Annotated in this window: 26 protein-coding genes; 12 read left to right on the top strand and 14 right to left on the bottom strand. The window is 64.2% G+C overall.

Annotation, left to right across the window (positions count from 1 at the left end; translation table 11 throughout):
• Positions 1–108 precede the first annotated feature (108 nt).
• From rpsP to hisC, 7 genes are all read left to right on the top strand, one after another.
• Entirely contained in the window at positions 109–369 is a 261-nt protein-coding gene (rpsP, locus tag ACLV74_RS04185) for a 30S ribosomal protein S16 (protein WP_411878120.1), read from the top strand.
• A 14-nt stretch (positions 370–383) separates the two neighbouring features.
• Entirely contained in the window at positions 384–992 is a 609-nt protein-coding gene (gene rimM, locus ACLV74_RS04180) for a ribosome maturation factor RimM (protein ID WP_411878119.1), read from the top strand.
• A 62-nt stretch (positions 993–1,054) separates the two neighbouring features.
• Positions 1,055–1,834 carry a tRNA (guanosine(37)-N1)-methyltransferase TrmD gene (gene trmD, locus ACLV74_RS04175; protein ID WP_411878118.1) on the top strand — a complete coding sequence of 260 codons (780 nt, stop codon included), beginning with the start codon at positions 1,055–1,057 and terminating at the stop codon, positions 1,832–1,834.
• 143 nt (positions 1,835–1,977) lie between these two features.
• Positions 1,978–2,343, top strand: coding sequence for a 50S ribosomal protein L19 (gene rplS / locus ACLV74_RS04170; protein WP_411878117.1), 366 nt, complete (start codon positions 1,978–1,980; stop codon positions 2,341–2,343).
• A gap of 81 nt (positions 2,344–2,424) precedes the next feature.
• Positions 2,425–3,132, top strand: a complete 708-nt coding sequence (locus ACLV74_RS04165) for a CoA pyrophosphatase (RefSeq protein WP_411878116.1) — start codon at positions 2,425–2,427, stop codon at positions 3,130–3,132.
• A gap of 269 nt (positions 3,133–3,401) precedes the next feature.
• Positions 3,402–4,430: a CobD/CbiB family protein gene (locus ACLV74_RS04160; protein ID WP_411878115.1), complete on the top strand. Its 1,029-nt coding sequence runs from the start codon at positions 3,402–3,404 to the stop codon at positions 4,428–4,430.
• On the top strand, positions 4,427–5,527 hold the full coding sequence (hisC, locus tag ACLV74_RS04155) for a histidinol-phosphate transaminase (protein WP_411878114.1): 1,101 nt from the start codon (positions 4,427–4,429) through the stop codon (positions 5,525–5,527). The genes ACLV74_RS04160 and hisC overlap by 4 nt, the downstream gene beginning before the upstream one ends.
• Positions 5,528–5,551: 24 nt before the next feature.
• Here the strand turns inward: hisC and rsgA are convergent, their stop codons facing one another.
• From rsgA to ACLV74_RS04140, 3 genes are read right to left on the bottom strand one after another with little or no spacing between them, the layout of a single operon-like run.
• The gene (rsgA, locus tag ACLV74_RS04150; RefSeq protein ID WP_411878113.1) at positions 5,552–6,535 is read right to left on the bottom strand and encodes a ribosome small subunit-dependent GTPase A; all 984 of its coding nucleotides are present in this window, start codon (positions 6,533–6,535) and stop codon (positions 5,552–5,554) included.
• Complete coding sequence (locus tag ACLV74_RS04145; protein ID WP_411878112.1) at positions 6,532–6,852, bottom strand: 4a-hydroxytetrahydrobiopterin dehydratase; 321 nt, start codon at positions 6,850–6,852, stop codon at positions 6,532–6,534. The genes rsgA and ACLV74_RS04145 overlap by 4 nt, the downstream gene beginning before the upstream one ends.
• Complete coding sequence (locus tag ACLV74_RS04140) at positions 6,849–8,138, bottom strand: M48 family metallopeptidase (RefSeq protein ID WP_411878111.1); 1,290 nt, start codon at positions 8,136–8,138, stop codon at positions 6,849–6,851. The genes ACLV74_RS04145 and ACLV74_RS04140 overlap by 4 nt, the downstream gene beginning before the upstream one ends.
• Positions 8,139–8,173: 35 nt before the next feature.
• Here ACLV74_RS04140 and orn point away from each other — a divergent pair, with 35 nt between their 5' ends.
• Complete coding sequence (gene orn / locus ACLV74_RS04135; protein WP_411878110.1) at positions 8,174–8,737, top strand: oligoribonuclease; 564 nt, start codon at positions 8,174–8,176, stop codon at positions 8,735–8,737.
• 176 nt (positions 8,738–8,913) lie between these two features.
• Here orn and ACLV74_RS04130 read toward each other — a convergent pair whose 3' ends face one another.
• On the bottom strand, positions 8,914–9,096 hold the full coding sequence (locus ACLV74_RS04130; RefSeq protein ID WP_411878109.1) for a hypothetical protein: 183 nt from the start codon (positions 9,094–9,096) through the stop codon (positions 8,914–8,916).
• Between ACLV74_RS04130 and ACLV74_RS04125 the strand changes: the two genes are divergently transcribed.
• Positions 9,095–11,041, top strand: coding sequence for a DEAD/DEAH box helicase (locus tag ACLV74_RS04125; protein ID WP_411878108.1), 1,947 nt, complete (start codon positions 9,095–9,097; stop codon positions 11,039–11,041). The genes ACLV74_RS04130 and ACLV74_RS04125 overlap by 2 nt on opposite strands.
• A gap of 192 nt (positions 11,042–11,233) precedes the next feature.
• On the opposite strand, the gene ACLV74_RS04120 is transcribed toward ACLV74_RS04125, so the two are convergent.
• From ACLV74_RS04120 to ACLV74_RS04110, 3 genes are read right to left on the bottom strand one after another with little or no spacing between them, the layout of a single operon-like run.
• Entirely contained in the window at positions 11,234–12,202 is a 969-nt protein-coding gene (locus ACLV74_RS04120; RefSeq protein WP_411878107.1) for a Bug family tripartite tricarboxylate transporter substrate binding protein, read from the bottom strand.
• Positions 12,203–12,206: 4 nt separating this feature from the next.
• On the bottom strand, positions 12,207–13,139 hold the full coding sequence (locus ACLV74_RS04115) for an alpha/beta fold hydrolase (protein ID WP_411878106.1): 933 nt from the start codon (positions 13,137–13,139) through the stop codon (positions 12,207–12,209).
• Between the two features lie 60 nt (positions 13,140–13,199).
• Entirely contained in the window at positions 13,200–14,066 is an 867-nt protein-coding gene (locus tag ACLV74_RS04110) for a fumarylacetoacetate hydrolase family protein (RefSeq protein ID WP_411878105.1), read from the bottom strand.
• 259 nt (positions 14,067–14,325) lie between these two features.
• Between ACLV74_RS04110 and ACLV74_RS04105 the strand changes: the two genes are divergently transcribed.
• Positions 14,326–14,997, top strand: coding sequence for a FadR/GntR family transcriptional regulator (locus ACLV74_RS04105; RefSeq protein WP_411878104.1), 672 nt, complete (start codon positions 14,326–14,328; stop codon positions 14,995–14,997).
• A 24-nt stretch (positions 14,998–15,021) separates the two neighbouring features.
• Here ACLV74_RS04105 and ACLV74_RS04100 read toward each other — a convergent pair whose 3' ends face one another.
• From ACLV74_RS04100 to ACLV74_RS04085, 4 genes are all read right to left on the bottom strand, one after another.
• On the bottom strand, positions 15,022–15,918 hold the full coding sequence (locus ACLV74_RS04100; RefSeq protein WP_411878103.1) for an NAD(P)-dependent oxidoreductase: 897 nt from the start codon (positions 15,916–15,918) through the stop codon (positions 15,022–15,024).
• Between the two features lie 94 nt (positions 15,919–16,012).
• The gene (locus ACLV74_RS04095) at positions 16,013–17,371 is read right to left on the bottom strand and encodes an NAD(P)H-dependent oxidoreductase (protein ID WP_411878102.1); all 1,359 of its coding nucleotides are present in this window, start codon (positions 17,369–17,371) and stop codon (positions 16,013–16,015) included.
• Positions 17,372–17,529: 158 nt separating this feature from the next.
• The gene (locus ACLV74_RS04090) at positions 17,530–18,411 is read right to left on the bottom strand and encodes a phytanoyl-CoA dioxygenase family protein (RefSeq protein WP_411878101.1); all 882 of its coding nucleotides are present in this window, start codon (positions 18,409–18,411) and stop codon (positions 17,530–17,532) included.
• Positions 18,412–18,444: 33 nt separating this feature from the next.
• On the bottom strand, positions 18,445–19,131 hold the full coding sequence (locus ACLV74_RS04085; protein ID WP_411878100.1) for a GntR family transcriptional regulator: 687 nt from the start codon (positions 19,129–19,131) through the stop codon (positions 18,445–18,447).
• A 136-nt stretch (positions 19,132–19,267) separates the two neighbouring features.
• On the opposite strand from ACLV74_RS04085, the gene ACLV74_RS04080 reads away from it, so the two are divergent.
• The gene (locus tag ACLV74_RS04080) at positions 19,268–20,161 is read left to right on the top strand and encodes an alpha/beta hydrolase (RefSeq protein ID WP_411878099.1); all 894 of its coding nucleotides are present in this window, start codon (positions 19,268–19,270) and stop codon (positions 20,159–20,161) included.
• 7 nt (positions 20,162–20,168) lie between these two features.
• Here the strand turns inward: ACLV74_RS04080 and ACLV74_RS04075 are convergent, their stop codons facing one another.
• The 3 genes from ACLV74_RS04075 to ACLV74_RS04065 form a co-directional block, all read right to left on the bottom strand.
• Positions 20,169–21,146, bottom strand: coding sequence for a GMP reductase (locus tag ACLV74_RS04075; protein WP_411878098.1), 978 nt, complete (start codon positions 21,144–21,146; stop codon positions 20,169–20,171).
• Positions 21,147–21,363: 217 nt separating this feature from the next.
• On the bottom strand, positions 21,364–24,402 hold the full coding sequence (locus tag ACLV74_RS04070; protein WP_411878097.1) for a VIT domain-containing protein: 3,039 nt from the start codon (positions 24,400–24,402) through the stop codon (positions 21,364–21,366).
• 71 nt (positions 24,403–24,473) lie between these two features.
• Positions 24,474–25,079 carry a hypothetical protein gene (locus tag ACLV74_RS04065; protein WP_411878096.1) on the bottom strand — a complete coding sequence of 202 codons (606 nt, stop codon included), beginning with the start codon at positions 25,077–25,079 and terminating at the stop codon, positions 24,474–24,476.
• Between the two features lie 363 nt (positions 25,080–25,442).
• Between ACLV74_RS04065 and ACLV74_RS04060 the strand changes: the two genes are divergently transcribed.
• Positions 25,443–26,792 (top strand): NAD(P)/FAD-dependent oxidoreductase, encoded by a 1,350-nt coding sequence (locus ACLV74_RS04060; RefSeq protein WP_411878095.1) that lies wholly within the window; start codon positions 25,443–25,445, stop codon positions 26,790–26,792.
• Positions 26,793–26,802 lie beyond the last annotated feature (10 nt).

Raw genomic sequence — 26,802 nt, 5'->3', positions numbered from 1 at the left:
AGGCTTTGCAGCAATTCGCTGGCCGGGTGGCCATGTCGTGTGTCTCAAGCGCTGCAGAACATTGGGGTATCTACTTTACCGGTAAGCCCCCCACCCGAAGGATTAATTATGGTCGTCATCCGACTTGCACGCGGCGGTTCCAAGCACCGTCCTTTTTTCAATATCGTTGTGGCTGACAAACGCGTTCGCCGCGACGGCCGTTTCATCGAGCGCATCGGTTTTTACAACCCGATTGCCAAAGGTGGCGAAGAAGGCCTGCGCATTGCGCAAGACCGCCTGACCCACTGGATCGGCGTCGGCGCACAGCCGTCCCCGACCGTCGAGCGCCTGGTCAAGCAAGGCGCTGCGGCTGCTGCCAAAACGGCCTGAGCTTTAGAAGTTTGATGCAGCCCGGCCTTCAGCCGTCCGCAGGCTTGATACCTTCAAGCCTGCCGGACGATGCCATCGAAGTCGGGCGCATCCTGGATGCCTGGGGCGTCAAGGGCTGGGTGAAAATCCTGCCGCACAGCACCGATCCGGAGGCCCTTTTTGCGGCCAAATCCTGGTTTCTGCAGGCGCCTGACGCCAAGTTCCGTCCAGGGTTCACCTTGTTTTCCGGCACCGTTACGCTCAGCGTGGATGAGGCCAAAGTCCACTCCGATACCGTCGTCGCCAAATTCGTTGGCCTGGACGACCGCAATGCCGCCGAGGCCTTGCGCGGCGCGCGCATCTTTTTGCCGCGCAGCAGCTTTCCCGCCGCCTCCAAGGACGAGTACTACTGGGTTGATTTAATCGGCCTGAAGGTCGTCAATCGCGAAGGCGTTGACCTGGGACTGGTGCGCGACCTGATGGCCACCGGCCCGCATTCCGTGCTGTGCGTGGAATACACCGCCCAGCAGGAAGACGGCAGCAGCACCACCGCCGAACGCATGATTCCCTTTGTCTCGGTCTATGTCGATGCCGTTGATATCGCCGGCAAGTGCATCACCGTGGACTGGCAGCCCGACTACTGACGCCTGCCGTTTTTCCGGGGCCATTGCTCCCCGGCGCCCGGCTCGCGCACAATGGCCTTCCCATGCGCTTTGACGTCATCACCCTGTTTCCCGAGCTCTTCGCGCCTTTCCTGGCCAGCGGGGTCACCCGCCGTGCCTATGAGTCGGGCCTGGTCGAGGTCAAGCTCTGGAACCCCCGCGAATTTGCCGACGGCAATTACCGCCGTGTGGACGACCGGCCTTTCGGCGGCGGCCCCGGCATGGTGATGATGGCCGAGCCGCTCACGCTGTGCCTTGAAGCCATACATGCCGATCGCGCCGCCGTTGCGGCGCCCAAGGTTCCCACGGTGCTGTTTTCTCCCATCGGCAAGGCGCTGGACCATGCCGGCGTCGAAAGCTGGTCGGCCAGTGCCGGCGCGGTGCTGATTTGCGGCCGCTACGAGGGGCTGGACCAGCGTTTCATCCAGGCCCACGTCGACCTGCAGATCAGCCTGGGCGACTTTGTGCTGTCGGGCGGCGAAATCGCCGCCATGGCTCTGCTGGATGCGGTGGCCCGGCTGCAGCCCGGCGTGCTCAACGATGAGGGCAGCCACCAGTTCGACAGCTTCAACCCGGCGCTCGACGGCCTTCTCGACTGCCCCCATTACACGCGTCCTGAAAGTTGGCGCGGCCAGTCTGTGCCGGCCACCCTGATGTCCGGAAACCACGCCCACATCGAGCGCTGGCGGCGTGAACAGCGGCTGGCCCTGACGCAACGCCAGCGCCCGGAATTGGTGCAAAAAGCGCGGGAACGTGGCCATTTAAGCGAAAGCGACGAGGCTTTTCTGGCCGATCTGGTCGAAAACCCGGACAAGGACGCTTGAGAAAAGCCCTGGCTTGCTATAATCAAAGGCTTTTCGATCCTCTGGCGGCCATCGCAACCATCTGAACCATCTCCGGATGAATCCATGGATTTGCGGTCTTTAGCGTAGCGCGTGCATGAACGAAAAAGTTAGATGGAAAAATCATGAATCTGATCCAGACCCTTGAGCAGGAAGAAATTTCCCGTCTCAACAAAACCATTCCCGTTTACGCACCTGGCGACACCGTCATTGTCAGCGTGAACGTGGTTGAAGGCACCCGCAAGCGTGTGCAGGCTTTTGAAGGCGTTGTGATTGCCAAGCGCAATCGCGGCCTCAATTCCAGCTTCATCGTCCGCAAGATCTCCAATGGCGAAGGCGTCGAGCGCACCTTCCAGGTGTACAGCCCGCTGATCGCCAAGATTGAAGTCAAGCGCCGCGGTGATGTGCGTCGCGCCAAGCTGTACTACCTGCGTAGCCGCAGCGGCAAATCCGCACGTATCAAGGAAAAGCTGGGCGCCAAGGCTGCGTAAAAGCAGCGTGGCCCCTGAAAAAGCCGCTCTCGATGAGCGGCTTTTTTGTGCCTGTTACGCTGTGCTCCTCTTTCTCTTTTCATGAACTCCACCAAGACCCTGCCGAAGTTTGATCCCCGCAGCATCCCGGTGCTGGGGATTGACGACCATCTCGCAGGCGTGGCGCTGGAGCGGCTCACCCCGCAGGCGCTGCGCGAGCGCTTCCGGCACCCGCCGGTCTGGACACCCGAGCACAGCGTCGAAAAAAAATTCACCGACCGCACGCCGGCGCTGGCGGCCGTGCTGCTGCCGCTGGTCATGCGCGAGGAGTTGATGCTGCTGCTGACCGAGCGCACCACCAACCTCTCCACCCATTCGGGCCAGGTCGCCTTGCCGGGCGGCCGCACGGACGACACCGACCGCGATGCGGTGGACACCGCCCTGCGGGAAGCCCACGAGGAAGTCGGCCTGCCGCGCGATCACGTGGAAGTGCTGGGCACCTTGCCCACGTATGTGACCGGCACGGCCTTCATCATCACGCCGGTCGTGGCGCTGGTGACCCCCGGCTTCGCGTTGCAGCCCAACCCCGGTGAGGTTGCCGACGTGTTCGAGGTACCGCTCGGCTACCTGATGAACCCCGCCCACCATCGCCGCCACGAAGTCGAGTTCGACGGCGTCGTGCGCCAATGGCTGTCCATGCCGTACTCCGACCCGGCGGCCGAAGGCGAGAGCAGCGAAGCCCGCGAGCGCTACATCTGGGGCGCAACCGCCGGTATGCTGCGCAATCTCTACCGCTTCCTGAGCGCTTGAATAGGCGCACCCCCGTCCAGGCTCACTGCGTGTAGCCTGTTCCCCCCTCAAGGGGGCGGCGCCTGGGGCCGGCGAAGCCGGACCCGCGGCCCCCCCTGGGGAAAGGCCCCCTACTGGTCGCGCTGCCCACATAATTCTTCAGGCCAGCAGGGACCGCGGAACCGGCTTCGCCGGGCCGCAGGCGCAGCGGCCCCCTCGGGGGGCAGCGCATTACACGAAGTGAAAAGCGTGGGGGCCCGCCTCACCGTGGGGGCCGCTATGATTCGTGCATGAGCTTTTTTGCCGTTTTGTTTGCCCTCATCATCGAACAGGCCCGGCCATTGGCCCGCGGCAACTGGATCCATGCGGGCTTTCGCGGGTGGGCGCGCTGGACCAACCGCAGCCTGGACGCCGGCAAACCTCATCACGGCTGGATCGCCTGGACGGTCGCCGTTATCGTGCCGGCGCTGGTCACCATGTTGATCCACTGGCTGCTCTGGAGCATCAACATCGTGCTGGCCTTTGCCTGGAGCGTGGCGATCCTTTACGTCACGCTGGGCTTCCGGCAATTCAGCCACTACTTCACCGACATACGCGATGCGCTGGACGACGGCGATGAAAATACGGCGCGCGAGTTGCTGGCGCAGTGGCGCCAGGTGGATGCAAGCGAGTTGCCCCGCAGCGAAATCGTGCGCCACGTCATTGAATACTCGGTGCTGGCCGCCCATCGCCACGTGTTCGGCGTGCTGGGCTGGTTCTCGGTGCTGGCCGCGCTGGGCCTGGGGCCTGCGGGCGCGGTGCTCTACCGCATGAGCGAATTCGTCTCGCGCTACTGGGCCTATAAACGCAAAACCGCCGCCGCGGCGGGTGAGGGCGCCAGCATGGCGCTGCAACTCGCCGCCAGCCGCGCCTGGGGCGTGATCGACTACGTGCCGGCCCGTGTCACCTCGCTGGGCTTTGCGGTTGTCGGCAGTTTTGAGGACGCGATCGACGCCTGGCGCAATTACACGCAGCGTTTTCCGGCCAACGCGCCGGCGGCCACCGAGAACCGCAACGACGGCATCATCCTGGCCGCCACCTCAGGCGCCGTGAATGTGCGCCTGGGCGGCGAGACGCTCAAGACCACCTTTTCGCCGGACAGCTCGCAGGGCTTTCAGGCCGGCGGGCTTGATGCGGAAGACGGCATGGCCACCGAGGCCACGCCGGGCCGTGAACCTGAAATCGGGCACCTGCGCAGCATCGTGGGCCTGGTGTGGCGCTCCGTCGTGCTCTGGATGGTGCTGCTGGCCTTGCTGACACTGGCACGCCTGCTGGGATGAGCGGTCCGCCGCCTTCGGCTTCGCCCTTGCCTTTCGGGCAGTCATTCTGGAGCCCCGCAGTCCGCGGTCTTGTGCCGTACGTGCCGGGTGAGCAGCCTAGCATTGCGGATCTGGTCAAGCTCAATACCAACGAGAATCCTTACCCTCCTTCGCCCCGCGCCGTTGCGGCCATCACTGCGGCGGCGCAAAACGGACTGCAGCTCTATCCGGACCCGCAAGCCGGTGCGCTCAGGCGGTCGATTGCCGGCTGCCACGGTATAGATGCCGGCCAGGTGTTTGCCGGCAATGGCTCGGATGAAGTGCTGGCGCATGCTTTCCACGCATTTTTTCGCCATAGCCAGCCCCTCTTGATGCCGGACGTCAGCTACAGCTTTTACAAGGTTTATTGCGGGCTCTACGACATTGAAGCCGGGCTGGTGCCGCTGGATGCGTCTCTGCGCATCGACGTGGCGAACTACACCGCGCCGTGTGCAGGCGTGGTCATTGCCAATCCGAACGCGCCCACCGGCACCGGCCTGCCGCTCGCGCACATCGAACAGCTGCTGCAGCAACAGCCGGAGCGGGTTGTGCTGGTGGATGAGGCCTATGTGGATTTCGGCGGCGAGACCTCCATCGGTCTGATTGCGCGTTATCCCAATCTGCTCGTGGTACATACGCTGTCCAAGTCGCGTTCGTTGGCCGGTCTGCGCGTTGGGTTTGCCGCCGGTCAGCGCCATCTGATCGAAGCCCTTGAGCGGGTCAAAGACAGCTTCAATTCCTATCCGTTGGACCGCCTGGCCATCGCCGGTGCTGTGGCCTCTTATGAGGACAGGGCTTACTTCGAGGCGACCTGTGCGGCAGTGATCGAAAGCCGCGAGTGGTTATGCCGGCAGCTGCAGGGCCTGGGCTTTGAGGTTTTGCCCTCGCGAGCCAACTTCCTGCTGGTCCGCCATCCTGGATTTGACGCCGCGGCCCTGGCGGCCGGATTGCGGGAAAAAAACGTCCTGGTGCGGCATTTCAGGCAGCCGCGCATCGATCAGCATTTGCGTATCAGTGTGGGTACGCCAGAACAATGTGGCGCACTGGTGCAGGCCTGCCGAGAGTTACTCAAGGCCTGAGGCGATCCGCATCAACTGGCTGCGTCAATAGCGCGATTGCGACAGCTCCGCGAACAGCTCGCTGTACAGGCGGTAGCGGTTCGCGCTGATGCTGCTGGGATGGTCGGTGGCGTTGACCTCGGCAATCACGCCGCAGCCCGGTTCATGCAGGTGCGTGCAGTTGTAGAACTTGCATTCCTGCGCATGGATCTTGAGGTCGGGCATGTAGCCGGCCAGCCGCATTGGCTCGATGTGGTGCAGGCCGAATTCCTGGAAGCCTGGCGAATCGATCAGCGCGGTCGTCCGCGTGTTCCCCTCTCCGGTGTCCACCCAGTACAGCGTGGTGCTGGTGGTGGTGTGCTTGCCTGAGTTGAGGGCTTGAGAGATCTCCGCCGTCAGCACGCGCGCGTCCGGCACCAGCAGGTTGGTCAGGCTGCTTTTGCCGGCGCCTGAGGGGCCCAGCACCAGGGTTTTTTTGCCGCGCAGCAACTCGACCAGTTCCTGCAATTCCGCCGCCTGTGTATTTGCCGGCCTGGAGGCTTCGGTTTTTGGCTTGATCGCGAGCGAAAGCATGCGGTAGCCCATGACCCGGTATGGCGCCAGCTTGGCCCAGGCCCGGGTGAAGGGTTCGCCCAGGTCGCTTTTGTTCAGCGCGATGACGGGCGTGATGCCTTCGGCCTCGGCGGCAATCAGGGCGCGCGTCAGCTGGCTTTCCGAGAACTCAGGCTCGGCGGCGATCAGGATCAGCACCTGGTCCAGGTTGGCCGCGAAGGACTTGGTGCGCATCTCGTCCTGGCGGTAAAACAGGTTGCGGCGCTCCTCGATCTTTTCGATGGTGCCTTCGTCTTCCGAAGGCAGCCAGCGGATGCGGTCGCCGACCACGGCCTGGCTTTTTTTGCCGCGCGGGTGGCAGATCAGGCGCTCGCCGGCGTCGGTTTCCACCAGCACGTGGCGGCCGAAGCCCGCCACCACCAGCCCCGGTTGCGTGCCCGCCATGGGGGCCGCGGCGGGGCGCGCGGGTTTGCTCAAGCCAGCAAGGCGTCTACCTTCGACGCGCAGAAAAAGTCGCTGACGGAGATGCCGTTCACATCGTGCGTGTTGAAGCGCACCGTGCATTTGCCGTAGCTCACCGAGAGGTCGGGGTGGTGGTCTTCGGCATTGGCGATGAAGGCCAGCGCGTTCACGAAGGCGATGGTCTCGTAGTAGTTCTTGAAGCTGTAGGTTTTTTCCAGCGAACCGTCGATCAGGCGCCAGCCCAGGGCCTGCTCGCCGTTGAGCTTGCTCAGCTGCGTCACGATTTCGGTGGCGCTCAGGGCGCGCCGGTTCTGGTGGATGGGGTTGCTCATGTCGCGGCGCTTTCAGGGGAAGGGGTCATGCGGCCCAGACGCTCTGAGGCCGGCGGGTGCGAGTAGTAGAACTTCACGAACACCGGGTCAGGCGTCAGCGTGCTGGCATTGTCCTGGTAGAGCTTGAGCAGCGCGCTTTGCAAATCCCGGCCGTCGGTCTGGGCGACGGCATAGGCGTCGGCCTCGAACTCGTGCTTGCGCGAGAACTGCGCAAACAGCGGCGAAATGAAGAAGCTGAAGAGCGGAACCACCAGCAAAAACAGCAGCAGTGCCAGCGCGTCGTTGGCGCCATTCAGATTCGGCCGCACGCCCAGGCCGGTATAAAACCACACCTGCGACGACAGCCAGCCCAGTAGCGCGAAGCCGGCCAGGCTCATGGCGAACATCGAGACGATGCGCTTGATGATGTGCTTGTGCTTGAAGTGGCCCAGCTCATGCGCCAGCACGGCGTCGACCTCGCCGGGGCTCAGCTGCTTGAGCAAGGTGTCATAGAACACCACACGCTTGGCGGCGCCGAAACCGGTGAAGTAGGCGTTCGCATGGGCCGAGCGTTTGCTGCCGTCCATGACGAACAGGCCCTTGGCCGCGAAGCCGCAGCGCTGCATCAGGGCCGTCACGCGCGCCTTCAGTGCTTCGTCTTCCAGTGGCTTGAATTTGTTGAACATGGGCGCGATGACGGTGGGGTAGAGCACCAGCACCAGCAGGTTGAAGCCCATCCACGCGCCCCAGGCCCAGAGCCACCAGAGGCTGCCCGCACTGCCCATCAGCCAGAGGATCAGCGCCACGATGGGCAGGCCTATGACCAGGCCCACCAGCGTGGATTTCACGAGGTCGGCCAGCCAGAGCTTGAAGGTCATCTTGTTGAAGCCGAAACGCTCTTCAATGCGGAAGGTGCTGTACAGGGTAAAGGGCAAGTCCAGCGCACCGCTGATGATGCCGAAGGCGGCCAGCAGGGCCAGTTGCGGCGCCAGGCCGCCCCAGGCGGCCAGGCCGGAGCCGGCCAGCGCCTGGTTGAGCGCGTCAATGCCGCCCAGCAGGGTCCAGCCCAGCAGCACGGCGGCGCCGAAGGCCATCTCCAGCATGCCGAAGCGTGCCTTGGTGACGGTGTAGTCGGCGGCCTTCTGGTGCGCTTCGAGCGAGATGGTGCCGGCGAAAGCCGGCGGCACGGCGCCGCGGTGGCGCGCCACGTGGCGTATCTGCCGTGTGGCCAGGTAAAACCTGGCGAGCAGGCCCAGCACCAGCGCGGCCGAGAACACCGCGGTGAAAACAAGCGAATAGTCGGTCATAGCGGGCAGTTTAGGCGATCAGCGAGAATCGGAGCATGCCCGAAATTGAAACCACACTCAAAAAATCAGACCAGAACCTCGTCTGGCTGGACTGCGAAATGACCGGGCTGGACCCGGAAAAAGAGCGCCTCATTGAAATCGCCGTCATCGTCACCGGCCCGCAGCTCACGCCGCGCATCGAAGGCCCGGTCCTGGCGATCCACCAGACCGACGAACTGCTGGACCAGATGGACAACTGGAACAAAGGCACCCACGGGCGCAGCGGGCTGATCGACAAGGTCAAGGCCAGCACCGTGAGCGAGGCGGACGCCGAAGCGCAGATCCTGGCCTTCCTGGCCCAATACGTTCCCAAGGGCGTCTCGCCCTTGTGCGGCAACACCATCAGCCAGGACAGGCGCTTCCTGGTCAAGTACATGCCCAAACTGGAAGCCTTTTTGCACTACCGCAACGTCGACGTGAGCACCTTCAAGGAACTCGCCAAGCGCTGGCGCCCCGAGGTTTACAGCGCTTTCAAGAAGCGCCAAAGCCACACGGCCCTGGCCGACGTGCATGAATCCATCGACGAGCTGGAGCATTACCGGGAACACTTCCTGAAGTAATTTGGCTGGCGTTCAGGGTGATTTACGAGGCTGGACGTGGGCAGGCTGCTCCTGAAATGAGAGCGACCGCAGGGCCAATATCCGTTAATCAACAGGGGGACTGGTAGAAACCCGTAAAGCACGCTATACTCATGGGCTTGCAGTTGCACTGGGTGCGCTGCATTTGTACATCTACCTCACACTTTTGGACTCCACAACGGAGTCACCGCTTCGGGCACATTTCTGCCGCCTGAGCCGCATATTCGTTTGATGGTTGATGTTTTATTAACCATGAACGAAGCCTTCCGCATCGCGGGAGGTGAAGTTTCCTGTTCCTTCGCCAAAAGCGCCGCGAACAGGTGATTAGTGAGAAAAAACATGACTGACTCTTTTGAGGCTCGTGGCGACTTTTTGCCTGAAGCCATTGCCAACGACAACAACGACACCGCTTTCAACGCCGTTCCGGATTTTTCCGATGCGCCTGAGGCCTCCACTTCGCTCGACGCGATCGTCGCGGAACCCAATGGTTTTGTAGCGCTTGGCCTGGCCAAGGAACTGCTGCAGGCCGTCGCCGACATGGGCTTCACCAAGCCCACCGCCGTGCAGATGGCCACCATCCCCAAGGCCATGCAGGCCCTGGATGCCGACCCCAAGGCGACCAAGTTCACCGACCTGCTGGTCTCCAGCCAGACCGGCAGCGGCAAGACCGCCGCTTTCCTGCTGCCCGTGCTGCACACGCTGCTCATGCAACAGGAAGAAGCCGAGCGCAATGAACGCGCCGAATTCGAACGCCAGAGCGCCGAGGCCGTCGCCCGCGGCGAAGCGCCGCTGAAAAAGCCCAAGCGCAAAGACCCGACCAACGCCCGCAACTTCAAGGCCGCCACGCCCGGCGCGCTGATCCTGTGCCCCACGCGCGAGCTGGCCCAGCAGGTCTGCGCCGACGCGATCGACCTGGTGCGCCATTGCCGCGGCCTGCGCATCGCCAACGTCGTTGGCGGCATTCCTTACCAACTGCAGATCGCCAAACTGCAGAACGCCAACCTCGTGGTCGCCACGCCCGGCCGCCTGCTCGACCTGCAGCGCAGCATGCAGATCAAGCTGGACCAGGTGCAGTTCCTCGTCGTCGACGAAGCCGACCGCATGCTGGACCTCGGCTTTGCCGACGACCTGACCGAAGTCAACCAGCTGACGATCGAACGCAAGCAGACCATGATGTTCAGCGCCACCTTCGCGCCCCGCATCATGCAACTGGCCACCCGCGTCATGCGCACGCCGCAGCGCGTCGAGATCGACTCGCCGCACGAAAAGCACACGTCCATCACGCAGTCGCTGCTGTGGGCCGACAACATGACCCACAAGCGCAAGCTGCTGGACCACATGCTGCGCGACACCACCATCAACCAGGCCATCGTGTTTGCGAGCACCCAGGTTGAATGCGACGGCCTGGCCAACGACCTGGTCCAGGAAGGCTTCAGCGCCGTGGCGCTGCACGGCGCGCTGGGCCAAGGCCTGCGCAACCGCCGCCTGATGGCTTTCCGCGACGGCCGCGTGCAGATCCTGGTGGCAACCGACGTGGCCGCCCGCGGCCTGGACGTGCCCACCATCACCCACGTGATCAACTACGGCCTGCCGATGAAAGCCGAAGACTATGTGCACCGTATCGGCCGCACCGGCCGTGCAGGCCGCGAAGGCAAGGCTGTCACGATCGCCGAGTTCCGCGATCGCCGCAAGATCCAGGACATCGAGCACTACACCCAGCAAAACCTCAAGCCCAGCGTGATCGCCGGCCTCGAGCCGCAGCAGCGTTTCGCACCGACCTCCGAGCGCCCTCGCGGCAACTTCGGCGGTGACCGCGGCGGCCGCAGCTTCGGCGGCGGCGGTGGTGATCGCGGCGGCTACGCCGGCCGCAAGCCGGCAGGTGGTGGTTTCGGCGGCGGTGCTGGTGGTGGCGGTGGCGGCTTCGGCGCTCCCCGCAGCCATGAGCGCGACGACCGCGGCGGCTCCTTCCAGGGCCGGGCTCCCGCGCCGCAAGGCAACTACGCAGACCGTTCCGGTTTCAACGACCGCGGCCCGCGCCGCCAGGACGACCGTGGCTTCAGCGGCGGCAATAACGCCGGCTTTGGCGGCGGTAACAACAACGGCAACGGCGGCGGCTTCGCCCCGCGTGACGACCGCAACTTTGGCGCGCGCAACGAAGGTTTCGCACCGCGCCCTGACTTCGCCAACCGCAAGCCTGGTTTCGCCAAGCCGGCCGGCAAGGTCTTCGTGCCCCGCGATGCCGCCAAGAAGGCCGGTGGCAAGTTCTCCAAGCCAGCGCGCGACTGATCGTCAGGTCAACCCGCACGGCAAATAAAAAGCCGCTGCAGACATTGTCTGCAGCGGCTTTTTTCATAAGCCGTCTGGATTGAGCCGCTCAAAAAACCCAGCGAAGCGGTCCTGGCTAGGCGCGTCGCTGCAGACAGTGCACCAGCACGGCAAGGCGGCGCAACAACGCCAGGAGGGTTTTTTGAGTGGCGTTTACTCGACTTTGATGCCGATCTCCTTGACGACCTTACCCCAGCGCTCCATCTCCTTGACCATGTAATCGGACATTGCTTCAGGCGTCGACGGCGTCGGCTCCACCCCGGCGTCGTACAAGGCCTTTTTGGCGTCCGGCGTGTTCATCAACTTGACGATTTCCGAGTTGAGCTTGTTCACGATGTCTTTCGGCGTGCCGGCAGGGGCCAGCAATGCCAGCCAGACCGAAGCCTCGTAACCCGGGACGCCCGCTTCCTGCATGGTCGGCACGTCGGGCAACTGCGGAATGCGCTTGGCGGTGGTGACGGCAAAGGCCTTGAGCCGGCCCTGCGGCACCTGCGACAGCGCGTTCGGTACGCCCGCGAAGCTGGTTTCCACCACGCCCGCCACTAGGTCGGTCGCCGCGCCGCTGCTGCCGCGGTAGGGCACGTGCTTGAGCGGCGCGCCCGTCATCGACACGAACAGCCCGCCCATCAGGTGCTGCGAACTGCCGTTGCCCGACGACGCATAGTGAATCGTCTCGGGCGCGGACTTGGCCAGCGCCACCAGTTCCTTCACGTTGTTGGCCGGCACCTTGGGGTTGACCAGCAGCACGTAAGGCGAATCGACCAGCTTGGAGACCACCGTGAAGCTCTTGATCGGGTCATACGGCATGGTCTTGTAGATCCACGGGCTGATCACGTGCGTCGTGGAAATCATCACCAGCGTGTAGCCGTCGGGCGCGGACTTGGCGACGAAGTCCGTGCCTATGGTGGAGCCCGCGCCGGCCTTGTTCTCGACGACGAACTGCTGGCCCATGGCGACGGACAGCTTCTGCCCCAGGATGCGTGCCACCACGTCGGTGAAGCCGCCGGGCGCGAAGGGGACGATGAGCCGCACCGGCTTGTTAGGGTAACCCTGCGCCGAAGCCATGCCCACGGCCAGCGACAAGGCGACACCCAGCAAGGCGGATTTGTGGAGAGTTTTCATGGCGCTACCCTTTGTAGGAAGGCTCGGGCATGGTGAAAAAGCTGTGCAGGATCTGGTAGACCATCATGTAGTTTTTCTGCTGGAAGCTCGCGTGCGAGATGCCGCGCATCACGCTGAACTGCTTGTTCATGTTGGGCAGCAGCTTGAAGTAGTCGATCAGGTCGTCCATGCCCGCGATGCCGTCGTACTCGCCGCGCAGGATGATGGTGGGCACGGTCAGCTTCTTCGGGTCCAGCAGCGGCAGCCTGGAGCACATGTCGACGTAAGTGCCGGTGGGCATGGAGTCGTCCAGCGTCAGGATGGCATCGGCAAAAGCCTCGACCACCCGTTGCTCCACGGTGTCGGGATGGTCGCGCTGGAAGATGCTGTGCACGAAAGGGCGGTCAATCGGGCGGCGGTTCTTGGCCAGGAACTCCGGCAGTTTTTTCTTGCGCTGTTCCAGCGTGTGGCTGCCTTCGCCGGTCCACACAAAGGCGTCAAGCGCCACCTTGGCGATGCGCTCCGGGTGCCGCTCGGTGAACAGGCCCGCCTTGAGCGCGCCCGATGAAATGCCGTACATCAGCAGCGACTTGGCGCCCGAGACCTTCATCGCGTATTCGGTGCCGGCGGCCAGGTCGTCGGCGCCGTTGCTGATGTCGAAGTTGATGTTGCGGTGCTTGTCCGAGCGGCCGTAGCCCTCGTTGTCCATGGTCCAGGTGTCAAAGCCGTGCTCGGTGAACCAGTCCATGGCCGACGAATGCGGCCGGCCCGGCACATGCAGGTCAAAGGTCGGCTGCGAGGCCATCGAGGACCCGTGCACAAAAAAGATCGTGCCCGCATGCGGTACCTTGGGTGAGGCCTTTTTCTCCCAGAGGAAAAGTTTGATATCGCCCTCGGGCGTCTTCTTGTGCGTCCAGTGTTCCACGCCGCCCGTCCACGTCACCTTCACGTCGCTCATCAATGTCTCCTGTTGTCGCGCCTTGCGGCGCCTTGTTCAAAACTCAACTAAAAACTCAATTCACACAAAACGGTTTTTGATCGCGCCTATGCCGTCGATCTCGACCCGCACCACGTCGCCCGCCTTGAGGTAGCGCGGCGGCGTCATGCCCATGCCCACGCCGGCCGGCGTGCCGGTGGCGATCACGTCGCCGGGGTAGAGGGTGATGCCGCGCGAGCAGGTCTCGATCAGCGTCGCGATGTCGAAGATCAGATCCGTCGTCTGCCCGTCCTGGCGCAGCTCGCCGTTGACCCAGCCGCGCACGCGGGTGCGCGTGCCGTCAAGTTCGTCGGCCGTGACGATCCACGGGCCCATGGGGCAGAAGGTGTCGAAAGACTTGCCCAGGTCCCATTGCTGGTGGCGCATCTGCACGTCGCGCGCGGTCACGTCGTTGACGATGGTGTAGCCGAACACATGCCCCATCGCCTCCGCGCGCGAAATGTTGCGGCCGCCCTTGCCGATGACAACGGCGAGTTCGGATTCATAGTCGATCTGCTCCGACAAACCCACCGGCAGCACCACGTCGTCATGCGGCCCGACCACGCACTCGGGCACCTTGGTGAAGACGATGGGCCAGGACTCGGGGTTGGCGTTGTTGTTCTTGAAAACCGAGGCCGACAGCTCTTTGGCATGGGCGTGGTAGTTGCGGCCCACGCAAAAAATATTGCGGCGCGGCACTGGCAACGGCGCCTCCAGCTTGATGGCAGTGATGTCGATGGCGCTGCCCTTCAGGGCGGGTTGCGCGGGGGCGCCACCGGCTTCTATGAGCGGCAGCGCGCCGGTGCGCGCCTGCCCGGGCGTCAGGTCAAAGGGCGTGACGCTCTGGCCGTCACTCGAAACGAGGCCGACATGCCGCCGGCCCTGGTATTGGAAAGTCGCGATGCGCAAATCTTGTCTCCTGTTGCGGGCCTCAAGGCCTTTTTTGATCTGGCGTCCATCGTAGAACCAACTTATACCAATGTGCAACCAGTGGAGATGTGAATGGCGCAATTTCCCGGGAAAACACCTATCTCGTACCGGTGATTGACAGGAAGATGTGATGAAACCAATTAAAACCAATTTACCGAATCATTCGCCCATCCCGCAAGGCCCGCTATCATCGGTCCGGTTCCCAATTTCTCCCGCCCACACCACCTTGCCCACCTTTATGGACAGCGCCGCAGCCTTGCAGGAAGCCATCCTCGACAACCTGAAGTCGCGCAAATGGCGCGCGGGCCATCGCATCCCGACCGAGCGCAGCTTCAGCGAGCAAAGCGGCCTGAGCCGCGCGGCGGTGCGCCGCGTGCTGGCCGGTTTGAAGGAGCGCGGCCTGATCACGCAGACGGTGGGCAGCGGCACCTACGTCAGCGCCAACATTTCCGAGGCGCTGGCCGCCACGCCAGAAGGCGCGCCGCCGCGTTCGGCCAGTCCGGCCGAACTCATGAGCGCGCGGCTCGCGCTGGAGCCGGCCATCATCGACATGGTGATAGGCAATGCCAATTCAGCCGACTTCGAGCGCATGCACGAATGCTGCAGCAAGGCCGAAGCGGCCACCACGCTGGAAGACTTCGAGCGCTGGGACAGCCTGCTGCATGAAGTCATCGCCGACGCCGCGCACAACAGCTTTATCTCCAGCGTCTTTCGCCTGATGAACCAGGCACGCTCGGACGCCGAGTGGGGCATGCTCAAGCGCCGCAGCGCCACGCCCGAGCGCCGGCTGGACTACCAGCGCGAACACCGCAACCTGGTGGAGGCGCTTCAGCAACGCGACGCGGCGCGCGCCAGGGAACTCTGCGTGGGCCACCTGCTGCACGTGCGCGTCAACATGCTGGGTTCCTGAGCGCTTGCTGAAAGAGGCGCGGCCTCAGCTCATGCCGTTGCGGCTGGCCAGTTCGACAAACAGCGCCGACTGGTCCAGGTCGGTCAGGCCGTGGTCCACACCCTCGGCATAGAGCTGCTCGAACAGCGCCGTGATGGGCGCTTCAAAACCTATCTCCTGCGCGGTTGCCAGCGCGTTGCGCATGTCCTTGAGCTGGATGTCCATGCGCGCGCGCGGCGCGAAGTCGCGCTCCAGCATGCGCTGGCCGTGCAGCTGCAGCACACGGCTGTCGGCAAAGCCGCCGGTGATGGCTTCCCTGACTTTGGCCATGTCGGCGCCGCCGCGCGAGGTGAACAGCAGCGCTTCGGCCACCGCGCCTATGGTGATGCCCACAATCATCTGGTTGGCCAGCTTGGCGAGCTGGCCGCTGCCGTGCGGGCCCACGTGGGTCGCGCGGCCGAAGTGGTTGAGCACCGGCAGCGCCCGCGCGAAATCGTCCGCCTTGCCGCCGGCCATGATGGCCAGCGTGCCGCTTTCCGCGCCGCCGGGGCCGCCCGACACGGGCGCGTCAAGGTGGGCGATGCCCAGCGCGCCCAGGCGCGCCGCATGGTCGCGCGACTCGCGCGGCTGGATGGAGGCCATGTCGAGAAAAAGGGCGCCCGGTTTCATCGCGGTAGCCACGCCATGCGCGAACAGCACGTCCTTCACCGCCGGACCGCTTTCAAGCATGCTGATGACGATGTCGGCCGAGGCTACCGCGACGTCCGCGTACTCATGGACCGCGGCCCCCAGCGCGGCCAGCGGGGCGGCTTTGCGCGCCGTGCGGTTCCACACCTGCGGCGCGTAGCCGGCCTCGCACAGGCGCAGGGCCATGGGAAGGCCCATGATGCCCGTGCCCAGAAATGCGATGGCGGGAAAGGATGTTTCGCTGGCGGTGGTCATTCAGTGTCCTCGTGCTTGGTGGCTTGAGCCATCATGAAGCACCCCGCGCGAGAAGGCTGTCAGCGAGCTTTCGGGTCGGCTTTTATACGGCTTTTTACGCGGCTTTTTTCAGGGCCGGCGCGAACATGGCCTCCATCTCCTGCCGCACTTTGTAGGCCGGGGTGGAGGTGTCCATCGCCACGTCGTTCCAGCTCAGGCTCTGGCCCTTCTTCACCGCGCGCACGACCTTGACCTGGTGCGCCAGGCCCAGCGGCAGCCCGCCCATCTTCATCGAGGTGTCGGCCGGCAGCAGCTTGCCCCAGACGGTGTAGCCGCCTTCGCCGTCCAGCATGTCGCCGGGCTGCAGGTCGCGCTTGGCCGTGGCCACCACGTCGGCGTTCCAGCAGGTCGCCACACCGGTGGGTTCACCGCGCAACGCAACGCTGGCGACCGAGACGCCGACCTCCAGGCCTATCAGGTGCCAGCGTTTGTACAGCGTGAAGTAGCGCCCGCTCGGGTCGGTGTGGGCGTTGTATTCCTCAAAGCAGTTCTTGATGTAGTCGGTCTCGGCTTCGACGGTGACCCACACGCCCATGCGGATGTCGTAGGGAATCTTGCGGCCGTTGGCTTCCAGCGAAGAGATGACCTCCACCATGCCTTTGCGTTCGAGCACACCGCCCTCTTGAATAGGTCGCGTGACGTAGGGAATGTCTTCCACACTGGCCGGCGGGTAGAGCAGGCCGTTGCTGGGCACCGTGAGGCCGGTGGCGTTGGCTACCGCGGTGGATTCGATGGAAGGTTTGGAGCCGTCGAGAAAGCTGTTGAACATCTTCGGGTTCAACCCGCCGCGCGCGGCCTGCTCGGGCGTGAGGCCGTAGTTGCCCCAGACCGTCTCCGGCGTCGACTCGCAAAAATGCGGCAGCCACTTGTGGCCGCGGCCCGCCGCCACCACCGGGAAGCCGCAGGTGCGCGCCCAGTCCACCAGGTCGCAGATCAGCGCCGGCTGGTCGCCGAAGGCCAGTGAATACACCACGCCGGCATCGGCCGCCTTGCGCGCCAGCAGCGGGCCGCAAAAAGCGTCGGCCTCGACGGTGACGTTGACCACGTGCTTGCCGTGCGCGAAGGCCTGCAGGCAATGCTCCACCGCCGCGATCGGGTTGCCGGTGCACTCCACGATGATGTCGATCTGCGGATGCGTGACCACCGCTTTCCAGTCGTCGGTGATCCAGGTCGTGCCCGTCTTGATCGCCGCCTGCGCCGAAGCGGCATTCGCCATTTCGGGCATCCAGCCCACGCGGGCGAGGTTGGTGCGCGCCGCGTCGGGCGACAGGTCGGCAATCGCCACCAGGTGCACGCCCGGCGTGCGCGGGATTTGCGCGAGATACATGGAGCCGAATTTGCCGGCGCCTATCAGGCCTATGCGCACCGGTTTGTTCTCGGCTGCGCGTTGCTGGAGTTTGGAATAAAGATTCATGGGTACTTCCGTAAATTCATTTTTCGGGCGAATCGCGTCGTTGCGCGTTGCTCGCAATCCTCATGTACCGGAAGTACATTCCGGTTGCTGTGCTCCGGGCGCCTTGCACTTCATCCCGAAATTCTGAATTTCCGGAAGCACCCAAAGCCGGGATTTGTCTAGGCTGCCTTGCGCTCAGGCGCAATCTCCTCCATCGAGGTCTGCAGCGCCGTGGCCGGCACGCCGTCCTTCCAGGGCAGGTCCACCGGGTAGTCCTTGAGCAGGCAGTCGTCGGGCAGGCAGCTGATGGGCGTGAAGTCGCGGTGGGCGATGTACTCGGGGCGCTTGTGGCGGCGGATGTGGTTGCTGACGGCGCACAGGCTCAGGTAGACGCTGACCCGGTTGAAGGGCGAGAGGTTGCTGCCCGAGGCGTGCACCAGGCATGAGTGGAACAAAATCATCGAGCCGGCCGGGCCCTTGGGGCTGACGATGCCGCCCTCTTTGCCGCCGGCGCGCTGCACCAGCTGGCGTATCAGGTCGTTGTCCACCGTCCACAGCGGGTAGCTGGTGGTGGTGAGGTCGTGCTTCGCATCGACCACGCCTTTTTTGTGGCTGCCGGGGATGAACATCAGCGGCCCGTTGTGCTCGGTCACGTCGTCCAGGAAGATGGCCACGTTCATCGCGCGCTCGGTCGGCATCATGTCGTCATTGAGCCAGGTGCCGTAGTCCTGGTGCCACTGCCAGACGTCGCCTTCGAACGCCATCTTGCCGTTGATCTTGAACTGGTGCATGTAGAGCTGCTCGCCCAGCAGGTCTTCCACCGGCTCGATCATGCGCGGATGCCGCGCGAGTTTAGCGAAGGGCTCGCTGTACATGTGGGCCGCGAAGTTGGTGCGCACCGCGTCCTTGCCTTTTTCGCGGATGTTGTAGTCCTCGCGCCGCTCGTAGAGCTCGGGCACGGCGTCGTTGAGCGCGCGGGTTTCTTCCGGCGTGAACATGCCGGGGAAAAACAGGTAACCGTCGCGGTCGAATTGGGCAAGTTGTTCGGGGCTCAGTCTCATCGCATGTCTCCTTCGGTAGTTGTTCGGGGCGCTTCAGGGGGCGGTGGAAGTGGCGGGCACGGCCAGCGCGCTGGACAGCAGCTTCGCCAGGTTGTGGCCGGCTTCCTCGCCGTGCTCGCGTATCAGCGCCTCGGCCTTGTCCGCGTCGCCGGCGGCGATGGCCTGGGCGATCGCTTCGTGTTCGTCCCAGATCGATTCGCGCATGGTCGACACCTGCAGCACCGCGCCCATGGCGCGGCGTATGTGGTGCCAGTGCAGCTGCGCGCTCTGGGCGATCAGCGGGTTGCCCGAGGCTTCATAAATCGCCGTATGAAAGCGCGCGTCGGCCGCCATCATGGCCTTGACGTCGCTGCCGCGCGCGGCCTTGCGCCCCTGGCTGATCAGCTGCGGGTCCAGCCGGGCGCGGGCGTCGGCGGCCAGCCGGGCGGCGAGTGCATCGAGGGCGCTGCGCACCTGGTAAATCTGCACCAGCGAGGCTTCGTCCAGCGGCGCAACCAGCACGCCGCGGCCGGGGGCGTCCAGCACAAAACCGTCTTTTTTGAGCAGGCGCAAAGCCTGCAGCACCGGCTGGCGCGATACCGCGAGCTGCGCGGCAATCTCTTCCTGTGTGATGCGCGCGCCCGGCGCCAGCGAACCGTCGCTGATGGCGTCCAGCAGGCTGCGGTAGACCTGGTCAACCAGGTCGGGGGTGGATTCGATTTTGATCAGTTGGGATGTCATCTTTGTACTCTGTATACAGAATACGCTGATCCGATGATCATTGATCCCGGGTTTACCCGTATGCGGCAACACAGGGGCCCGGCTGTGCCAAGATGGCGGCCACTGGATGCCTTTTTCCCTTTTCAGGAGAACAACAATGAACCCCTTTGATCCCGCCTGGCTGGACCGCATGTACAACAACCGCGCCCTGGTGCCGGACCACCCGGCTTATTTCGCGCGCTGGGCGGAGAACTCGCAATCCGTTCGCAAGCGCCTGCCGTGCCAGATCGACGTGCCTTACGGCGACCGCGCCGGCGAAATGCTGGATGTGTTTCCGGCCGGCGGCTTCGGCACGCAAGGCGTCAAGCCGGGCAAGGGCGCGCCGGTGCTGGTCTTCATCCACGGCGGTTACTGGCGCTCCCTGGACAAGTCCGACCACTCCTTCATCGTGCCGCCCTTCACCGAGGCCGGCGCCTGCGTGGTGGTGCCCAACTACGCCCTGTGCCCCGCGGTGACGATTCCCGACATCACGATGCAGATGGTCAAGGCCCTGGCCTGGACCTGGCGCCATATCGCCCGCTACGGCGGCGACCCCGGCCGCATCACGGTGGCCGGGCATTCGGCCGGCGGACACCTGGCGGCCATGCTGCTGCTGTGCGACTGGAAGGCCTATGCGAACGACCTGCCGGCGGACCTGCTGAAGAATGCGCTGTCGATTTCAGGCCTGTACGACCTGGAGCCCATGCGCCACACGCCCTTCCTCAAGGACTCGCTCAAGCTCACGCCCGAACAGGTCGCCAAGGCCAGCCCGGCCCTGCTGCCGGCCCCGCGCCGCGGCACGCTTTACAGCGTGGCGGGTGCGGACGAAAGCGCCGAGTTCCTGCGCCAGAACCTGCTGATCCAGGAGGCCTGGGGCGAGGGTGTCGTGCCGGTGTGCGAATCGCATTTGCGCCGCAACCATTTCAGCGCACTGGACGCACTGGCGGAGACCGAGCACCGGCTGCACAGCCTGGCGCTGGACTTGCTGGGGCTGGGCGCTACCCGCACATAGCAGGCGCTTACATCAGCAGGTGCTCACCCGCGTTGTCGCCGCCCAGCGTGACGTAGTTGACCTTGCGGATGTCCAGCAGTTTGGTGCCGCCGGAATAGCTGATGGAGCTCTGGATGTCTTCTTCCATCTCGCGCAGCGTGTCGGCCAGCGTGCCCTTGACCGGCTCCAGGATGCGCTTGCCTTCGACGTGCTTGTACTCGCCCTTGTTGAAGTCCGAGGCGCTGCCGTAGTATTCCTTGAAGAGCTTGCCGTCGACCTCGACGGTCTTGCCCGGGCTTTCTTCCAGCCCTGCCAGCATGGAACCTATCATCACCATGGTCGCGCCGAAGCGCACGGATTTGGCGATGTCGCCGTGCTCGCGGATGCCGCCATCGGCAATGATGGGCTTGGTCGCCACGCGCGCGCACCACTTGAGCGCCGACAGCTGCCAGCCGCCGGTGCCGAAACCGGTTTTCATCTTGGTGATGCAGACCTTGCCCGGGCCTATGCCGACCTTGGTCGCGTCGGCGCCCCAGTTTTCCAGGTCGATGACCGCTTCGGGCGTGCCCACGTTGCCGGCGATCACGAAGGAGGCCGGCAGCTTCTGCTTGAGGTAGGCGATCATCTTCTGCACCGTGTCGGCGTGGCCGTGCGCGATGTCGATGGTGATGTAGTCGGGCACCAGGCCCTCGGCGGCCAGGCGGTCCACGGTGTCGTAGTCGGGCTTCTTCACGCCCAGCGAGATGGACGCATAGGCGCCCTGGGCCTTCATGTCTTTCACGAACCGGACGTTGTCCAGGTCGAAGCGGTGCATCACGTAGAAGTAGCCGTTTTTCGCCATCCAGGCGCAGATCTCCTCGTTGATCACCGTCTTCATGTTGGCCGGCACCACCGGGATGCGGAAGCTGCGCCCGCCCAGCGTCGCGCTGGCGTCGCATTCCGAGCGGCTTTCCACGCGGCATTTGCGCGGCAGCAGCAGGATGTTGTCGTAGTCGAAGATTTCCATGATTCCCAAGCCTTAGAAAAAACTGTTGAAGAACAGAAGGCGCTTGGACTGGACCGGTTTTGTTTGCGGGCGCTGGCGCGAAGGCAAGGCCGAAACAAAAAAACCGGGCGCAATTGCTTGGGCCCGGTGATTGATTCTATGCGCCTCTCATGCGGGCGGCACCCGCCAAAGCGGTATAGCCTTTATATGCATAGTGCCATCTTGTCAGGCGCGCGCATCAACGCACCTCCACCTCGGCCACACGCACGGTCTCCTGGCCGCGCGTGAGCCGCAAGGTGGTCCACTCGTCGTGTGCCTGCGGCGTGCCGAAGCCGGTGGTCACGCGCACCATCACCGTGGTGCCGGCCGACAGCACCTGCTGGCGCTGGCCGTAGAACTGCGCCTCCACGCTGTATTTGCCGGCCTTGGCCGCCTTGAGCGAGAACTCCTCGGGTCCGTAGCCGCCCGTGGCGTCGGGGCTCATGGCGCCGCCTTGGTACGTCAGCCGGTTGGCATAGCTGGCTCTTTCGCCGTTCGGGTCGGTCACCCACATGTCGATGTCCGTGTCGTCCGTATCCCAGGCCATCACCACACGCAGGGCCAGCGGCAGGTTGCGGCGCAGGCGCGTGTCCACCCGGCCCAGGTCCAGCGCCGGCTGGCCGCTGGAAGCCGCTTGTGCGGCAACCGCGTTGAGTTCGGCCAGCGCGATCATGTTGATGCCGGCGAAGCGCCCGTTCCAGGGCTGCGACACCACTTCCCACAAGGCGTTGACGGCGCGTTGCGGCTGGCCGCTCTCGGCAAGCGCCAGGCCCAGGTCGCGCCAGGATTGCGGCTCGTTGGGCGCCAGTTCGCTGATGCGTTCAAACACCGGCACGGCCAGGTCGTTGCGTCGCGCCTGCACCAGGCGGTAGGCATACAGGCGCAGCAGCTGGCGGTTTTCCAGGTTCATTTCCGCCAGGTTGGACAGCACGCGCAGGCCCAGCTCGGCCAGGCCGCGGTCGAAGAACACGCCGGCCGCATCCATGTAGAAGGAACTGCTGCTGAGGTAAGCGGCGCGCTCGTCGAGGTAGACGCGGTAGAGATCATCCTTGGCGGCATCTTGCAGGCGCTTCATGTAGGGTGCGTCGGGCACCCAGGCTTGCAGCGCGATGGTGGGGATGGCGGAAGGTGGCGCCGCAGCGGACGAGGTTTTCGGCTGGCGGTTTTCCGCTTGGGCCATCCGCGCAGCAGGCGCAGCGGGTGCGGCAGCCGCCGCGACGGGGGCGACCTGCGCGGGTGCGGCCATGGGTGCACCTGCGAATGCCTGGTCCTTGCGGGCCATGAGATCGGCTCCGACCTGCTCACGCGCCCGCGAAGTTCCGCCCATCGCAGCGATCCCGCCGTGCACCTCCGTCTTGGGCTCAGCGCGTTTGAGTGCGTCTTTGGGAAAGTCCTTGTCCCACCAGCGCCGTTTGTTGTCGAACTGTTTCACCATGGCCTCGATATGCGCCTGCCGCGTCTGCGTGGCCTGCGCCATCAGCTGCTGGCTGATCCGCGCCATTTCATCGGCCAGCTCGGGCGGGGCAGGGAGTTTGTAGTTCGCGTAGTCGCTTGCCAGCTCCAGCACGATCAGTGAGCTGTTGGGTCCCACGATGCCGTGCGCTGCCGCAATGCGCTGAAGCTCGCCGCTGTGCAGCCCGGCGTTTTCCGCCAGCTCGGCGCTGCGCCACTGGGCCCATTGCTGGCCGGGCCAGCGGCCTGCGGTGGCCTTGGTGTTCACGTCCAGTGCCAGTGTGCGTTTGCGTCCATCCGGGTGTACCAGCGCAATGTCGATCCGGGCTTGTGTGTCGAGCAGCTCGCCCGCGACGGCGATGCGGCCCTGGTGCACGCTGGTCGTAGGCGCCACGAGTTTTTCTGCGGACAAGCTGGACAGCCGCTCAATGCGCCAGCCGTGCATCAGCATGGCCTGCGCGCCGCCCTCGGCCGTCAGCAGTGTGGCGTCCACCAGCGCGCCGCCCGTGCGGTCGGCCAGCCGCGCCAGGCGTGCGGTGTCTGCGGCCGCCGCGCCATTGATCACCATGACGGGCGCTGTGTGCAGGTAGTGGATGCTCTTTTTACCGTCCGTCATCAGGCCGTCCGTCACCATCACTGTCATGTCTGCGTCGGCGGGGATGGGCAAATTGTCAAAGTTGCTGGAGCCGTCAAACGGCTCTGCGCGCAAGGCATCGGCCAGCTCACCAAAGCGGCCGGGCGCCACCGTCAAGCTGCGCACCGGCTCGGCCTTGTTGCGCATGACCAGCAGGCTCACCTTGACGGTTTTATCCAGCTTGCGAAAGTAAGCCTCCAGCACCGGCAGCACGCGGGCTTGCGCTGCGGCCGAGGCCGATGCGTCCCACACCAGTGCGATGTGCGATGGGGCGGGGCGCTTGACCAGCTCATCACGAAAGTCCATCTGCGCGGCAAAAAACGGTTTGCCGCCGGATTCACCCACCATGACTTGCGGCTTGCCAGTGCGGCGCACCGCCAACTGCAGCCAACCGGCCGGGCCTTGGGGCGCCAGCCACTGGGTTTTCTGCAGGGAAAGCACCATGCCGCCAGCGCTGGCGTTGAGCTGCGCATCTGCGGGGGCTTGAATCAGCTGCACGTCCTGCCGCGCCGCGCCATGGGCACGCACGCTCACCTGCAGTTGCCCCACCACCGACGCAAACGCCAGCGGCACACGCAGCACGCCGGCATCGCGCTGGCGCGGCAGGGTTTCGTGGATGGTGATGACGACGCGGCGCTCCCCCTGCGCGGGGATGGGGTAGACGCGCAGCTTGTACTGGTTACCGGCTGTGGCTTCCAGCAGCCCGGGGTCCACGCGCCGGCGGCGGATGTCTTCAAAGATTTCCTGCCCCCTGGCCTTGGGCACCGATGCGGCGTCGCGCAGGCGGCCGTTCACATCCAGCGCGAAACCTGTGACCACCTGGCCCTCTTGCAGGGGAAACTGCAGTTCGCCTTCCAGCATGCGGGGATTGGGGTTGAAGAGGCGCAGTTCCACGCGGGTTTGCGCCTGGTCGCCGAAAAGGTCGACCTCCACAGATGCCGCGCGCAGCGCTATGGGCTGGCCCGAAGCGTTGTTGAGGGCGATCACCGGCGGCCGCCAGTCGGACGGCGGCGCGAATTTGCCGGAGGCGATGGGAGGCGGCGGGCTGAGCGCCAGCGCCTGGAGGCTGAAGCAGACCGCGGCGGTGGCCTGAAGGAAGCGGAGGGCAGTCAGCGCGTTGAAGTCGCTAAAGACGCGAAAGCCGTTTGGCATAAAAACCCCTTGGTTGTTGGCGATGCACCCTTAAACGGGGCGCGCGGCGCAACGGGGTTAAATGCCGCCAATTATTTTTCAGGAGCGCAACGCGACTGTGCTGCGGCCACCACCTGGCCTTTTTCGTTTTCTACCCAGCCCACCACCCGCATGCGCTCGGGGTTGGCACCTTCGGCGATGCTCATGGAGCGTTGGTCAAAAAAGCGGTTTTGCTCACCTTTTGATAGCGACTTGCGACCGTTCCAATTGGCCTGGAGCACGTTTCTTATCAAATTTCGCTCTACCGGCGAATTTTCGGTGCCCGCTGGCAAGGTTTCGACCAAAGCGAGCCACGCCGTCCACTGACGGCCTTTGGCGGCGGCCGGAACGGGCTTGAGTTCAATCGAGGCGCCAAGGTAGCCGCTCAGAGGGAGGCCATGCGCGACGCGCAGGGTGGCGCCTTTGAGCACGGTGACGAGAGATGTATGGGCAAAGATTTGCGCGGGCGGGCTTTGGCGCAGCGTTGCCAGGCGGTCCAGCGATTCGCGGGTGGCCACGGCCGACAGCGGTGCGTCCTCGCCCTTGCTGCCGGGCAACACCCAATCAATGGCCAACGCGTTGGCGCCGGCATTGGGTGTGGCCGGGTCCGCCCAGCAGGTGTCACAGTTGGCGTTGATAAAACGTTCCAGCAGCAGCAACGGCCGGCTTTGGCCGTCGCTGGAGCAGGACGACTGCGCATGCGCAATGCCGGAAAAACCGAGACCGGCCGCCAAAAGGCAGGTGGCCAGCCATGCAGGCCCTGTTTGGCTCAAACCTGTAGTCATGAGACCCCCAAAAAATACGGCTATGTTCGCAGAAGCGGCAGGCGGGTGGGAATTTACGGGCTTTCGTGCGGGGCAGGCGCAACCGGCGTCCGGCAGAAGGAACCGATTCCTGCAATTTGTGAAGAAGCAAGGTGGAAACTGCTGCGCCAGCGGTGTTACCCTGAACGCAGCCTTTCTCAATTGCAACCGCCTGCCTCGTACGCCGTTGCGCAAACCCGGGTTTTGCCAATGACTGTCATGAACGAAATTCCCGCTTCTGCTTTTACCTCCACTTGCGACGTCCTTATCGTGGGCGGAGGCCCGGCTGGTTCCACCATTGCCGCATTGCTGGCGGCCCAGGGGCGCGACGTGGTTTTGCTCGAAAAAGCGCATCACCCGCGATTTCACATCGGTGAATCGCTGCTTCCCGCCAATGTGGAGCTTTTCGAACGCCTGGGAGTGCGTGATCAGGTTGACCGCATTGGCATGCCCAAATGGGGCATTGAATTTGTTTCACCGGAACACGCGCACTGCAGTTACATCGAATTCGCCGATGCATGGGACAAATCGATGCCTTCGGCCTGGCAGGTGCGGCGCTCCGAGCTGGATGAGCTGCTCTTTCGCAACGCAGCAACGCGCGGAGCGAAAACGCTGGAAGGCTGTACCGTGCGCGATGTGGTTTTTGACGCGGAAGGCGCCACTGTTCAGGCCGAGCTGGACGACGGGGCAAAGCGCAGCTGGCGGGCCCGCTTCGTGGTGGACGCATCAGGGCGCGACACGCTGTTGGCGAACAAGCTGCGTTCCAAAGCCAAAAGCAAGGAACACAACAGCACGGCGCTGTTTGGCCATTTCACCAACGTCGAGCGGCTGCAGGGCAAGCGCGAAGGCAACATCAGCATTTGCTGGTTTCCTCATGGCTGGTTCTGGTTTATTCCGCTGGCCGACGGCACCACCAGCGTCGGCGCGGTGTGCTGGCCGTATTACCTGAAGTCGCGCGAAAAGCCGCTGCGCGAGTTTTTTATGGACACCATCGCCCTGGCGCCGGAGCTGAAACGGCGCCTTGCCAACGCCACGCTGGTCGACGATGCGGTGCACGCCACCGGAAATTTTTCGTACAGCAGCACACACGCCACCGGCGACCGCTACCTGATGCTGGGCGATGCGTTTACCTTCATCGACCCGATGTTCTCGTCAGGCGTGTACCTCGCGATGCACAGTGCATTTGACGGCGCCGAATTGGTGGCAACCGCGCTTGACCAGCCGGCCGGGTTGCCCGCTGTGCGCAAAAGCTTCGAGGCCATGATGCGCAAGGGCCCGAGCGAGTATTCGTGGTTCATCTACCGTGTGACCAACCCGACCATCCGCGAAATGTTCATGCATCCGGCCAATCCGCTGCGCGTCAAGGAAGCGCTGCTGTCACTGCTGGCCGGGGACATTTTCGGCAAGACGCCTTTTTGGGGCCGCCTGCGGATGTTCAAGGCCATCTATTACGGCATTTCGCTGGCGAACTTGCGCCGTACCTGGGCTGGCTGGAAGCGACATCGCATGGCCATTCGCGACGTAGGAGCGCTCAAGGGCGAGACCATCCTGAAGGCGGACGGCAGCTAGCCGGCAACGC

The organism is Polaromonas sp. YR568, assembly GCF_943369415.1.
Classification (GTDB): Bacteria; Pseudomonadota; Gammaproteobacteria; order Burkholderiales; family Burkholderiaceae_C; genus Polaromonas.
Note: the sequence above shows the minus strand (reverse complement) of the source record. Positions and strands in the feature narration are given on the sequence as shown.